The 11,922-nt window shown below is 64.3% G+C and carries 13 protein-coding genes; 8 read left to right on the plus strand and 5 right to left on the minus strand.

Features of this window, described 5'->3' with window-relative positions; genetic code table 11:
* The 5 genes from rsxD (at nucleotide 1) to gloA (ending at nucleotide 3,824) form a co-directional block, all read left to right on the plus strand.
* Entirely contained in the window at nucleotides 1-1,053 is a 1,053-nt protein-coding gene (gene rsxD / locus ACLHZ1_RS13455) for an electron transport complex subunit RsxD (protein ID WP_427262498.1), read from the plus strand.
* Nucleotides 1,054-1,311: 258 nt separating this feature from the next.
* On the plus strand, nucleotides 1,312-1,950 hold the full coding sequence (gene rsxG / locus ACLHZ1_RS13460) for an electron transport complex subunit RsxG (RefSeq protein ID WP_427262499.1): 639 nt from the start codon (nucleotides 1,312-1,314) through the stop codon (nucleotides 1,948-1,950).
* On the plus strand, nucleotides 1,947-2,666 hold the full coding sequence (locus ACLHZ1_RS13465; protein ID WP_427262500.1) for an electron transport complex subunit E: 720 nt from the start codon (nucleotides 1,947-1,949) through the stop codon (nucleotides 2,664-2,666). Before rsxG ends, ACLHZ1_RS13465 begins: the two co-directional genes overlap by 4 nt.
* A 23-nt stretch (nucleotides 2,667-2,689) precedes the next feature.
* Nucleotides 2,690-3,331, plus strand: coding sequence for an endonuclease III (gene nth, locus ACLHZ1_RS13470; protein ID WP_408796994.1), 642 nt, complete (start codon nucleotides 2,690-2,692; stop codon nucleotides 3,329-3,331).
* A gap of 79 nt (nucleotides 3,332-3,410) precedes the next feature.
* The gene (gene gloA, locus ACLHZ1_RS13475; protein WP_427262501.1) at nucleotides 3,411-3,824 is read left to right on the plus strand and encodes a lactoylglutathione lyase; all 414 of its coding nucleotides are present in this window, start codon (nucleotides 3,411-3,413) and stop codon (nucleotides 3,822-3,824) included.
* A 72-nt stretch (nucleotides 3,825-3,896) separates the two neighbouring features.
* Here gloA and ACLHZ1_RS13480 read toward each other — a convergent pair whose 3' ends face one another.
* Together ACLHZ1_RS13480 and ACLHZ1_RS13485 are read right to left on the minus strand one after the other, a co-directional pair.
* Nucleotides 3,897-4,772 carry a flagellar protein MotY gene (locus ACLHZ1_RS13480; RefSeq protein ID WP_209434923.1) on the minus strand — a complete coding sequence of 292 codons (876 nt, stop codon included), beginning with the start codon at nucleotides 4,770-4,772 and terminating at the stop codon, nucleotides 3,897-3,899.
* Between the two features lie 68 nt (nucleotides 4,773-4,840).
* Nucleotides 4,841-6,808, minus strand: a complete 1,968-nt coding sequence (locus tag ACLHZ1_RS13485) for a methyl-accepting chemotaxis protein (protein WP_427262502.1) — start codon at nucleotides 6,806-6,808, stop codon at nucleotides 4,841-4,843.
* A 146-nt stretch (nucleotides 6,809-6,954) separates the two neighbouring features.
* Between ACLHZ1_RS13485 and rnt the strand changes: the two genes are divergently transcribed.
* From rnt to ACLHZ1_RS13500, 3 genes are all read left to right on the plus strand, one after another.
* Nucleotides 6,955-7,635, plus strand: coding sequence for a ribonuclease T (gene rnt, locus ACLHZ1_RS13490; RefSeq protein ID WP_427262503.1), 681 nt, complete (start codon nucleotides 6,955-6,957; stop codon nucleotides 7,633-7,635).
* A 169-nt stretch (nucleotides 7,636-7,804) separates the two neighbouring features.
* Entirely contained in the window at nucleotides 7,805-9,127 is a 1,323-nt protein-coding gene (locus ACLHZ1_RS13495) for a Na+/H+ antiporter family protein (RefSeq protein ID WP_427262504.1), read from the plus strand.
* A gap of 140 nt (nucleotides 9,128-9,267) precedes the next feature.
* A complete protein-coding gene (locus ACLHZ1_RS13500; RefSeq protein WP_041999532.1) occupies nucleotides 9,268-9,513 on the plus strand; it encodes a hypothetical protein in 246 nt (81 codons plus the stop codon).
* A gap of 122 nt (nucleotides 9,514-9,635) precedes the next feature.
* Here the strand turns inward: ACLHZ1_RS13500 and ACLHZ1_RS13505 are convergent, their stop codons facing one another.
* From ACLHZ1_RS13505 to ACLHZ1_RS13515, 3 genes are all read right to left on the minus strand, one after another.
* The gene (locus ACLHZ1_RS13505; RefSeq protein WP_427262505.1) at nucleotides 9,636-10,394 is read right to left on the minus strand and encodes a class I SAM-dependent methyltransferase; all 759 of its coding nucleotides are present in this window, start codon (nucleotides 10,392-10,394) and stop codon (nucleotides 9,636-9,638) included.
* Between the two features lie 50 nt (nucleotides 10,395-10,444).
* Nucleotides 10,445-10,825 carry an STAS/SEC14 domain-containing protein gene (locus tag ACLHZ1_RS13510; protein WP_427262506.1) on the minus strand — a complete coding sequence of 127 codons (381 nt, stop codon included), beginning with the start codon at nucleotides 10,823-10,825 and terminating at the stop codon, nucleotides 10,445-10,447.
* Between the two features lie 308 nt (nucleotides 10,826-11,133).
* Nucleotides 11,134-11,919, minus strand: a complete 786-nt coding sequence (locus ACLHZ1_RS13515; RefSeq protein ID WP_427262507.1) for a M48 family metallopeptidase — start codon at nucleotides 11,917-11,919, stop codon at nucleotides 11,134-11,136.
* Between the last annotated feature and the right edge of the window lie 3 nt (nucleotides 11,920-11,922).

Here is an 11,922-nt window from a genome sequence, read left to right on the forward strand (position 1 = left end):
ATGTTCACTATCGCGAGCGCCCCCTTCGCCCACAACCGCAAGCAGACCCAGACTCTGATGCTGCTGGTGATCCTGGCCTGCCTGCCCGGGCTCGCCGCCCAGATCTGGTTCTTCGGCTGGGGCTCCGTCATCCAGATAGCCCTGGCCGCGGTCACCGCCCTTGGCTGCGAGGCCCTGGTGCTGCGCCTGCGCGCCCGGCCGATCAAGCCCGCCCTGCTCGATGGCAGTGCCCTGCTCACCGCCGTGCTGATAGGGCTGGCCCTGCCGCCCCTGCTGCCCTGGTGGATGACCCTGGTCGCCACCGCCTTCGCCATCATCATCGCCAAGCACCTCTATGGCGGCCTGGGCCAGAACCTGTTCAACCCGGCCATGGTGGCCTATGTGCTGCTGCTGGTCTCCTTCCCGGTGCAGATGACCAGCTGGCTGCCGCCGTCCGACATCGCCGCCTACGGCATCGGCTTTGGCGATGCCGTCTCCACCATCTTCACCGGCTTCAGCCTGGACGGCTACAGCATGACCCAGCTCAAGCAGGGGGTGGATGGCCTCACCATGGCCACGCCGCTCGATACCCTCAAGACGGGACTGGGCCAGGGGCTGACCGCCAGCGAAGTGATGACGCATTCCGTGTTCGAGGGATGGGGCGGCATCGGCTGGAGCTGGGTCAACCTGGGCTACCTGCTGGGCGGCCTTTTCCTGCTGCAACAGAGGGTGATCGCCTGGCGCATCCCGGTGGCCATGCTGGCCAGCCTGTTTGCCGCCGCCACCCTGGGCTATCTCATCAGCCCGGACGCCACCGCCACCCCCATGTTCCACCTGTTTTCCGGCGCCACCATGCTGGGGGCCTTCTTCATCGCCACCGATCCGGTCAGCGCCTCGACCACGGCCCGGGGCCGCCTCATCTATGGCGCCCTCATCGGCGTGCTCATCTACCTCATTCGCCGTTTCGGCGGCTATCCGGACGCCATCGCCTTCGCCGTGCTGCTGGCCAACCTCTGCGTCCCCATGATAGACAGCCTGACCCGTCCCACATCCTATGGGGAGCGTCGCAAGTGATAGCCGTATTCCATCCCCAACGCCCACATAGTGCAGTCAGCCAATCTCTGCGTATCCCCGTGGAGATTGACAGCCTGACCCGTCCCACATCCTATGGGGAGCGTCGCAAGTGACAACCATGTCCCAGGCCCAACGCCCACATAGTGCAGTCGGCCAACCTCTGGGTATCCCCGTGGATAGACAGCCTGACCCGTTCCACATCCAATGGGGAGCGTCGCAAGTGACCCGTGTTTTTCCCCTCTCCCAAGGAGCGCCCCTATGTTGACCAGCATGCGCAACCATGGCCTCACCCTGGCGCTGTTTGCCCTCGTCTGCACCAGCGTCGTGGTGGCGACCCATCTGCTGACCCAGGACAAGATTGCCCACCAGCAGCAGCGGGAGAAGCTCAATACCCTGAGCGCCCTGCTGCCGGTGGGCAGTTATGACAACGATCTGGTGGCCAGTTGCAAGCGGGTCAGCAGCCCGCTGCTCGGCACCAGCCAGCCCATGCCCCTCTACACCGCCACCCTGGCCGGCCAGGTGACCGGCTACGCCATGGAGACGGTGGCGCCCGATGGCTACAGCGGCGCCATCCGCCTCATCGTCGGCACCGATGCCGGCGGCAAGGTCCAGGGGGTGCGGGTGCTGGCCCACAACGAGACCCCGGGCCTTGGCGACAAGATAGAGCTGAAAAAATCGGATTGGATTGAGAGCTTCGTCGGCAAGTTCCTCACCCAAGACAACGAGGCCAGCTGGGCGGTCAAGAAGGATGGCGGTGACTTCGATGCCTTCACCGGCGCCACCATCACCCCCAGGGCCGTGGTCAAGGCGGTTGCCAACCTGCTGCGTTTGCAACAGACTCACCCTGCCTTGTTGCAAGATGCGCCCCCCTGCGACGGGGCCGGAGAGAACCCATGAATCATCAACCCCAAGCGGGCGAGATCAAGGAGCTGATGCTCCAGGGCCTGTGGAAGAACAACCCCTCCCTGGTACAGGTGCTGGGGCTCTGCCCCACCCTGGCCGTCTCCTCCACCTTCACCAATGCCCTGGGGCTGGGGCTGGCCACCATGGCGGTGCTGATAGGCTCAAACCTGGCGGTCTCCCTGGTGCGTCACTGGGTGCCGCGGGATATCCGCATCCCCATCTATGTGATGATCATCGCCTCCCTGGTGACCTGCGTGCAGCTGCTGATGAACGCCTACACCTATGGCCTCTATCAGGCCCTTGGCATCTTCATCGCCCTCATCGTCACCAACTGCGTCATCATAGGCCGGGCCGAGGCCTACGCCTCCAAGCAGCCTCCCCTGCTGGCGGCCCTCGACGGCCTGATGATGGGGCTGGGCTTCACCCTGGTGCTGCTGTTGCTGGGGGCCATGCGCGAGATCATCGGCATGGGCACCCTGTTTGACGGCGCCGAGCTGCTGCTGGGGGACTGGGCCCGATCCCTGCGCATCGAGATCTTCTCCCACGAGTCCGCCCTGCTGCTGGCCATCCTGCCTCCCGGGGGCTTCCTTGGCCTGGGGCTGCTCATCGCCGCCAAGAATGCCATCAACGACTGGCTGGGACGCAAGCAGGCGACCGAGCAGGCCCCTGGCCGCGTGCCGGCGCCGGGCGCCCGCGCCACCGAGCTATAGAAACGACAGAGTGTGAGCAAGAGATGAACAACGACAAGCGCCGCCAGATCCTGACCCGGCTGCGGGAAGACAATCCGGCGCCCAGGACAGAGCTCAACTACAGCACGCCGTTCGAGCTGCTGATCGCCGTGCTGCTGTCGGCCCAGGCCACGGACGTGGGGGTCAACAAGGCGACCGCCAGACTCTATCCGGTCGCCAATACCCCGGCCGCCATCCTGGCCCTCGGGGTCGATGGCCTCAAGGAGTACATCAAGACCATAGGCCTGTTCAACACCAAGGCCGAGAACGTCATCAAGACCTGCGCCATCTTGCTCGAACGCCATGGCGGCGAGGTGCCCGAGAACCGCGAGGCCCTGGAGGCCCTGCCCGGCGTCGGGCGCAAGACCGCCAACGTGGTGCTCAACACGGCGTTTGGCTGGCCCACCATTGCCGTCGATACCCACATCTTCCGGGTGTCGAACCGCACGGGCCTGGCGGTGGGCAAGAACGTGGATCAGGTGGAAGAGAAACTGCTCAAGGTGGTGCCGGCCGAGTTCAAGCTGGATGTGCACCACTGGCTGATCCTGCACGGGCGTTACACCTGCCTGGCGCGCAAGCCGCGCTGTGGCTCCTGCATCATCGAAGATCTGTGCGAATACAAAGAGAAGGTCTACCCGGAGAGCTGACGGCGGTCCTGATATTCAACCGTTAGCCTCACGACCTAGATTGAAGGCTGTACCCATCACCAACCCGGAGAATTGAGCAATGAGAATGCTGCATACCATGCTGCGAGTGGGCGATCTGCAACGCTCCATCGACTTCTACACCCGCGTGCTGGGCATGACCCTGCTGCGCAAGAGCGAGAACAGCGAGTACAAGTACACCCTGGCCTTCGTCGGCTACGGTGACGAGAAGAGCGAGGCGGTCATCGAGCTGACCTACAACTGGGGCGTGAGCGAGTACGAGCTGGGCTCGGCCTATGGCCACATCGCCCTGGAAGCGGACGACATCTATGCCACCTGCGACGCCCTGCGCGCCGCCGGCGCCAAGATCACCCGCGAACCGGGTCCCGTCATGGGCGGCACCACCGTCATCGCCTTCGTGGAAGACCCCGACGGCTACAAGATTGAGCTGATCGCCAAGAAAGATGCCGGCCACGGCCTGGGGGAGAGCGTCTGACCGGCGCCCCTTCCCATCAAAAAGAGCGCCAGGGCGCTCTTTTTTCATCTCTGATGGCGGCGGTCAGGACAGTCAGATGGCACCGCTACGCCCCATGCTGATCACCACGCGCCGGTTCTTGGCTCGCCCCTCCTCCGTCTCGTTGGAGGCGACGTGCTGCTTCTCCCCATGACCTTCCACCGAGATCTTGCCCTCCTCCAGACCCAGGTCGAGGAACACCTTCTTGATGGCGTCGGCCCGCTTCTCGGAGAGCTTCTGGTTCGGCCAGCGCCCGCCATAGCTGTCGCTGTAGGCGTCGATCACCACCACGTCTATGGTGCTGTCCGCCTTGATGAACTCCCCTATCATGGCGAGGCGGCGCCGTGAGGCGGCGGAGAGGCGATCGCTGTTCTTGTCATAGGTGAGCACGCTGAAGGCGATGTCGTTGAAGCTGTAGGGCAAGAGGCCGTTCAGGCAATCCATGAAGGCCTGGTATTTGACCCGGAAGTTGACGCTGGAGAGGGAGACCCGCACCGCCCGGTTCTGGCGATACCAGTCCCGGTACTGGAAGGTGGGCATGCGGCCGCTCTCCAGCTCGTCGAGCATGGTCCAGGCGGTCTGGCCATCCACCAGGCCATCGAACTGCTTGAAGAAGCGGATCTGACTGATGTCGCGCCCGGCCAGCCCCGGACGCCAGCTGGGGGGCATGCTGCCCAGGCTCACCGTCTGGGTCTGTGCCTGCTGGCGCAGGCCGCTCAGTTCGAAGTCGAGGTTGATCTTGCGCCCGGCCCGGGTGACGAAGGCCCCGGTGCCCCACCCCGGGATGGGGTGCTCCAGGCGGCACTCGATCTGGCTGTCGGCGGTCAGGCGCCAGACGGATTGATCCAGGCCGGCACCGAATTCGGTGACCCCCGCCTGCAACTGCATGCTCACCGACATGCCGACCAATCCCACAATCCAAGCGTTCAACTGCCTGCCCTCCATACCATCTCGGATTATCTATCGGCAGAGGCAGGACAAGCTTTAGGGCAAAACCCTCAGCGGGGGGTCTCCATCAATTTGAAGCTGGCGATGCGCCCCGCCAGCTCGCGGGCCAGCTGATCCAGCTCGGCGCTGTTGCGCTGCAGCATGTCGGAGTGCTGGCGATGGGCCTCGTACACCTCCCGAATGGTCATCACGTTGTGCTGGATGTCGTCCGTGACGTAGCGCTGCTGCTCGGTGGCGGTGGCCACCTGGGCGCTCATGTCGCTCACCTTGCTCACCTCGCTCACGATGTAACCCAGCTCGCTCCCCGCCCGCCTGGCCTCGGTCACGCTCAGGCCCGCCTGCTCGCTGCCCAGGTGCATGGCGGTCACCGCCTGGAGGGCCCCCTGGCGCAGGCGGGTCAGCATCTGCGCTATGTCATCCGCCGCCTGCTGGGTGCGCGAGGCAAGGGCCCTCACCTCTTCGGCCACCACGGCAAAGCCACGGCCGGACTCACCGGCACGGGCCGCCTCTATGGCCGCGTTGAGGGCCAGCAGGTTGGTGCGATCCGAGATCTGCTTGATGAGGCTCAAGGCCTCGCCGACCGACTCCGTCTCTGCCTGCAGATTGTCCACCAGCTGCCGGGTATCGACCAGGGTGCCCGCCACCTGCTCGATGGCATCTATGGTCTGCACCACCTCCTTGTCCCCCTGATGGGCCCGGCCGATGGCCTGCTGGGTCGCCAGGGAGGTCTGGGTGGCATTGCGCGCTATCTCGGCCACCGTCGAGGCCATCTCGGTGGCGGCGGTCGCCACCAGATCCACCTGGCCAAAGCCTCTGGCCACACCGGCATTGACCTCCGCTATCACGCCGGCCGAGGCGGCGGCGCTGCGGGCCAGCACCTCGCAGGAGCGGCGCACCGCCAGCAGCAAGCCTTCGAGATGGGCGAGAAAGTGGTTCAGATCCCGCGCCAGGGCCCCCAGCTCGTCCCCGGCGTGCCAGTCGACCCGCACCGTCAGGTCGTTATCCTGCACCAGTCCCTTGAAGGTCTGGTGCAGCGCCATGAACCCCAGATGCAGACTCCGCACCACCCGCCAGCAGACCAGGGTGGTCAGCACCACGCACAGCAGCACCCCGAAGGCGGCCCAGCCAAGATCCCTGGCGCTCTGGGCCCGCATCTGCTCGACCCGGTCAAACAGCTGCTGATAGAGGCGATCCTCGCTCTCCTTGAGCAGGGCTATCTTGTCCGTGCTAAGGGCAAACCAGGCCTCGGCATCGATGCCAAACCCGCCGCTGGCCGCCTTGTCCAGCGCCAGGGTCTCCATGGCAGCCACCTTGGCCACCACGGGCGAGGCCAGGCTGTCGGCCAGCAGCTGGCGCTGAGCCGGGCTCGCCACCGCCTGGAAACGTTCGAGATAGGTCTGCTGGGCCGCCAGCAGGGAGATGAACTGCTGCAACAGCGCCGGGGTGAAGCTGTCGCGGGCGAACACATTGCTCAGTGTGGCCCGCTCCAGCCCCATCCGCTCCTTGCTCTGCAAGAAGGCGGCGTAGGCATTGGTCTGCAGCGCTATGGTGGCGTCCTGGCTGTTGAGGCTCACCCCGTCCACCACCGCCAGCAGCCGGGTGATGAGGCGGGTATAGACGCCGACCTGCTCCGCCACCTCGACCCCCAGGGCATCGACCCGCTCGCGGATGGCTGTCAGGCCCGCCAGCTCCTGCTGCACCTGCACCAGCGCCAGCAGGGCGGGATCCTGGCGAAAACGCACCAGCAGGGTGTCGACCACCTTGCGCTGGGTCGGCAGGGCATCGCGAAACTTGCCTCCGCCAGAGCCGAGGAAACCGGCGGACATGCCGCGCTCCTTTTGCAGCTCATGGGCCAGCTGCGCCGCCTCTCGCACCACATGGAGCGAGGCCAGCGCCTGACTCATCTCCTGCTCGACCCGGTAACGCTCGTAGACGTATCGACCGGAAAAAAACAACAGGGCCAGCAGTGGCAGACAGACCACCAGCACCATCTTGTGCGCCAATCCCAGCTTTCTCATCGTGTCTTCCCATCCTTGGTTGAAGTGGCCAATTATAAGCACAAGCCCCCCCATCACATCCATCCTCTCGCTCATGACGGTGCAGGAGGGACAAGGGCCCGCTTTTTTGCCATAATGCCGCCTCATTTCAAGCCGACCGAGATCCCATGACCGACGCCGTTAACACTCTCAAAGGCCGTTTCCGAGGCTTTTACCCCGTCGTCATCGATGTTGAAACCGCCGGATTCAATGCCAAGACGGATGCCCTGCTCGAAATTGCCGCCTACACCCTCAAGATGGACGAGGCCGGCTGGCTGATCCCCGATCAGATCTTCCACTTCCACGTCGCGCCCTTCGAGGGGGCCAACCTGGAGAAGGCGGCGCTGGAATTTACCGGCATCGACCCCTACAACCCGCTGCGCGGCGCCGTGGACGAGAAGGAAGCCCTCACCGAGATCTTCAAGGGGATCCGCAAGGGCATGAAGGAGCAGGATTGCAACCGCGCCATCGTCGTGGCCCACAATGCCCCCTTCGACCATGGCTTCGTCATGGCCGCCGCCGAGCGCGCCGGGCTCAAGCGCAATCCGTTCCACCCCTTTGCCACCTTCGACACCGCCGCCCTCTCGGGCCTGGTGCTGGGTCAGACGGTGCTCGCCAAGGCGTGCCAGAGCGCCCGCATCCCGTTTGACAACAAGGAGGCCCACTCCGCCCTCTATGACACCGAGCGCACCACTGAGCTCTTCTGTCATATCGTCAATCGCTGGAAGGCACTGGGGGGCTGGCCCCTGGCCGAGGCCGAAGATGGCGTGGATGAGGCCGCCCAGGGCGCGGCGGCATCCGGACAATAGCGCTGCGCTGACCCTGCCGGCAAAGGCGGCTTCATCCCCCTTTCTTGAGGTCGGTCAGTCAGCATGATTCAACGGTTTACGTGAATTTTTACTCGACTTTTGGGCCAGTTTTCGCAAACTAACGCCCTTTCACACGCCAGACAACAACGCATCATTATAAGGAAGTCACATGAATCCTGTTGTTATCGCAGTCTCGCTGATGCTGGTGCTCAGCCTGCTGCGGATCAATGTGGTCGTCTCACTGTCGGTCAGCGCCATCGTCGGCGGCCTGGTCGGCGGCCTCTCCCTCGAACAGACCCTGAGTACCTTCAGCGGCGGCCTGGGGGGCGGCGCCGAAATCGCCCTCGCCTACGCCATGCTGGGGGCCTTCGCGGTGGCCATCTCCCGCTCCGGCATCACGGATCTGCTGGCCCGCAAGGTGATAAGCCAGCTCGGCAAGGATGCGAGCCACTCCCGGGTGCTCTGGGTCAAGACCCTGCTGCTCACCTCTGTGCTGGCGGTCTCCGTCGCCTCCCAGAACCTGATCCCGGTCCACATCGCCTTCATCCCCATCCTGATCCCGCCGCTGTTGCACGTGATGGCGCAGATGAAGATCGATCGGCGCCAGGTGGCCTGCGTCATCACCTTCGGCCTGACCGCCACCTACATGCTGCTGCCGGTCGGCTTTGGCGGCATCTTCCTCAACAACATCCTGGCCAAGAACCTCATCGACAATGGCGTCACCCTGGTCAACAGCCAGATCCCCATGGCCATGGCGTTGCCGGTGTTTGGCATGTTCCTCGGCCTGCTGGTCGCCGTCTTCATCAGCTATCGCAAGCCGCGCCAGTATGATCTGACCAAGATCCTGGCCGCCGAGCCGGAGACGGTCACCCTCAACCTGACCCACATCTGGGTCGCCCTGGTCGCCATCGCCGTCGCCCTTGGCTTGCAGCTCTACACCGACAGCATCGTCCTCGGCGCCCTGGCCGGCTTCATCATCTTCACCTGCGGTGGCGTCATCAAGTTTCGCGAGAGTCAGGATGCCTTCACCCAGGGGGTGCGCATGATGTCCCTCATCGGCTTCATCATGATCTCCGCCGCCGGCTTCGCCGCCGTGATGAAGGAGACCCAGGGGGTCGAGAGCCTGGTGCAGTCCGTCGCCGGCCTCATCGGCCACAACAAGGGGGTCGCCGCCTTCCTGATGCTGCTGGTGGGTCTGCTCATCACCATGGGGATAGGTTCCTCCTTCTCCACCGTGCCCATCATAGCGACCATCTATGTGCCGCTCTGCCTGCAATTTGGCTTCTCTCCCATGGCCACCATCGCCCTGATCGGCACCGCCGGCGCCCTGGGGGATGCGGGCTCCCCCGCCTCCGACTCCACCCTGGGCCCCACCTCGGGTCTCAACGCGGATGGCCAGCACGACCATATCTGGGACTCCGTCGTGCCCACCTTCATCCACTACAACATCCCGCTGATCCTGTTTGGCTGGGTCGCCGCCATGGTGCTCTGATCCAGGCCTCAACCAAGGTCCCCTCTCAAACCCTCGCCCTGCGAGGGTTTTTCGTCTCCAGGGTGGCGGCCGGAGTCAGGGAAGAGGAGCGCCCGGCAAGGGGCCTCTATACTTCCACTGACCCACAAGGAGAGAACGTCATGAAACCTGCGTACTGGCTGATCCCCCTGCTGTTTAGCGCCAATGCCCTGGCGTTTCACTGCCCGGCCGACATGAAACAGATAGACGACGCCCTGGCGACAGGGCCGGCAATCAGCGCCGAGCAGCTGGCCGAGGTGAAGACCCTGAGGGCCGAGGGTGAGGCCCTGCACCAGGCGGGCAGGCATCAGGAGTCCGTCGATACCCTGGCCAAGGCCAAGGCGCTGCTTGGCATCGACAAGACCTGATCCCCCCGTGAGCAGACCAGAAAAAGCCCTCACCGACCCGGCGAGGGCTTTTTCATGATGCAATCAGGCTGACGATCAGCGCCGGGCGGCCCCAGATCGGGCAGGAGGACGTCCCGGCGGCGTCAGTCGCCCTCGACCCGGCCGCTGTAGACCAGGGTGCTGTAGTGGAAGCCAATCTGGCCGTTCACCCCATGGCGGTCAAACTCGCGGCGGATCAGCGCCGTCATCTCGTCATGGGCCCGGGTGCCGGCCACGGGCGCATAGGAGGAGGAGTTGAATCGCCCCAGCACGCCGTCCAGATCGAACCACTGGCTATTGTCGAAGCGACTGAGCCGATACTCCCCCTCGAAGAAGGCCCGAAAATCCGCCTCCCCCAAGTTGCGGTGGTTCACCTCCTCATAGTCTGCCGAGTAGGCCCGCAGCCCCGCCTCATAGGCCTGAAGGAAGGGGGTATTGCACAGCCTGTCGTTCCAGATGAGGGCGACCCGGCCACCGGGCCTGAGCAGGCGCCGGCATTCGGCCTTGAAGGCGGCCCGATCGAACCAGTGAAACGCCTGGGCCACTGTGATGAGATCCACCGAGCCCGCCGCCAGAGCGGTGGCCTCGGCGCTGCCGCGGGACCAGCCGACGTTGCCGACCCCCGCCAGCAGCGCCTCGGCGGCGGCGCGCATTCCGTCATTGGGCTCCACCGCCCACACCCGCGCCACCCTGGGGGCGAGCAGGGCGGTCAGTATGCCGGTGCCCGCCCCTATGTCGGCCACCTGGGCCTCGGGTCCCATGGCAAGCTCGCTTGCCAGAAAGTCCAGCATGGCGGCCGGATAGCCGGGTCGATACTTCGCATAGGCCTCGACCCGGGTCGAGAATCGTTCGCTGTTGTCCAATGGTCTGCTCCTGTTCGTTCACAAAAAGAGGGCGAAAGAGTGGGCGAGCGTTACTGCGTCAGCCAGTCGATGGCGGCGCACTCCTCCTCGAAGGCCCGCACCTCCCCCGAGATAAACCAGCCGCCGACGCGGGCCGCCAGTCCCTGCCAGCCCGGCTGGCCATAGAGGGCTATCTTGCCAAATGCATGGCCATGTTTGAGCCCAAGCTTGAGATCGTCCCAGGCGGCGCGCAGCTCCCACCCCTCCAGCTCACGGGCATCGAGCAGCACCCTCACTCCCTGCCCCTCGACCCGATTCAGGGCCGCCTCCAGCATGGGGGTGATGGCCAGATAGTCCTCATGACTGAGTCTGCCGACCGCCTTGATCGAGATGAAGGAGACATCCCCCACCCGTGCCAGCCCCAGGATCAGGCCATGTTGCCGCCGCTTCATCCCCTTGCCTCCATGCATGGCCGCCACCCGGCCACCCCTGGTTTGAGTCTAACTCGCGGCGAAGAGACGGTCATGGCCCGGGGAGAAAGCACAACCGGATACTGCCGCCAGACGCACGTTCGAGGCCAGGATACTGATGGGCAAGATAGATATCGCCGCCATCGAGGCGGCGCGCCTGATCAACCGTCTGCGGGCGCCACAAACGACAAGGCCACCCGCAGGGGTGGCCTTGTCACTGCATCCACACCAAAAAAACAGCCCGACAAGGGGGTGCCTGCCGGGCTGTAGGTGACTGACGATCAGATAACTCACGTCAACAAGCGGTTCGCCATGCCATCCAGCAGTTCTTTGGTTTTTTCCCAACCTGGCATCACCTGACTCATCAGCCGGTAAAAGTGCTCGCTGTGGTTGTGCTCGGCGATATGGCAGAGCTCGTGCAGGATCACGTAATCGATGCACTCTCGGGGCGCTTTGACCAGATGGGGGTTGAGCGTGATCCGGCCATGGGGGGAACAACTCCCCCACTGGGTCTGCATGGTCAGGATGCGCAGTGGTGGACGCTCGGTGACCCAGATGGCCTGATCGAGCATGGCGTTGAGGCGTCTGGCAAACACCTCTTTGGCACGGGCCTTGTACCAGTCAGCCAGCAGAGCCTGGACTTTCCCGGCGCTCTTTGCGCTATCAGTGACGGGACTCCTGACCGACACCTCCAGCTTGCCGCGTAGCATCTTGACCCCCTGCACGGCATCAGGTGCCGCTATCACCTTGAGCAGGTACTGCTTGCCGAGATAATAGTGACTCTCCCCACTGATGTACTGGCGTGGGGTGACGTGCTCCAACTGCTGGCGAAAGTCGCGTAACTGCTCGTAGATCCAGCGTCCGCGCTTCCTGACTGCCGAGAGCACCGCATCGTTGTCAGCCTCAAGCGGTGCAGAGACGACGACACGGCAATCGGGATGCACCTTGATAAGCACCTTGCCGAAGGCTTGTGGCCGCACGACACGCTCGAAGGCGATCAGTTCATCGCCGTAGCGAAAGCTAAAGGATGGAGCTGGAGCCTGAGCATCACCCTTGGCCCGAATAGGCACATTCATTCC

The sequence above is a fragment of the Aeromonas sobria genome, assembly GCF_050266975.1.
Lineage (GTDB): Bacteria > Pseudomonadota > Gammaproteobacteria > Enterobacterales > Aeromonadaceae > Aeromonas > Aeromonas sobria_B.

Coding starts and splice junctions, on each gene's coding strand:
- ACLHZ1_RS13465 (WP_427262500.1), top strand. CDS start 1,947: ATGAATCATCAACCCCAAGCGGGCGAGATCAAGGAGCTGATGCTCCAG.
- nth (WP_408796994.1), top strand. CDS start 2,690: ATGAACAACGACAAGCGCCGCCAGATCCTGACCCGGCTGCGGGAAGAC.
- gloA (WP_427262501.1), top strand. CDS start 3,411: ATGAGAATGCTGCATACCATGCTGCGAGTGGGCGATCTGCAACGCTCC.
- rnt (WP_427262503.1), top strand. CDS start 6,955: ATGACCGACGCCGTTAACACTCTCAAAGGCCGTTTCCGAGGCTTTTAC.
- ACLHZ1_RS13515 (WP_427262507.1), bottom strand. CDS start 11,919: ATGAATGTGCCTATTCGGGCCAAGGGTGATGCTCAGGCTCCAGCTCCA.
- ACLHZ1_RS13500 (WP_041999532.1), top strand. CDS start 9,268: ATGAAACCTGCGTACTGGCTGATCCCCCTGCTGTTTAGCGCCAATGCC.
- ACLHZ1_RS13485 (WP_427262502.1), bottom strand. CDS start 6,808: ATGAGAAAGCTGGGATTGGCGCACAAGATGGTGCTGGTGGTCTGTCTG.
- rsxG (WP_427262499.1), top strand. CDS start 1,312: ATGTTGACCAGCATGCGCAACCATGGCCTCACCCTGGCGCTGTTTGCC.
- ACLHZ1_RS13510 (WP_427262506.1), bottom strand. CDS start 10,825: ATGAAGCGGCGGCAACATGGCCTGATCCTGGGGCTGGCACGGGTGGGG.
- rsxD (WP_427262498.1), top strand. CDS start 1: ATGTTCACTATCGCGAGCGCCCCCTTCGCCCACAACCGCAAGCAGACC.
- ACLHZ1_RS13495 (WP_427262504.1), top strand. CDS start 7,805: ATGAATCCTGTTGTTATCGCAGTCTCGCTGATGCTGGTGCTCAGCCTG.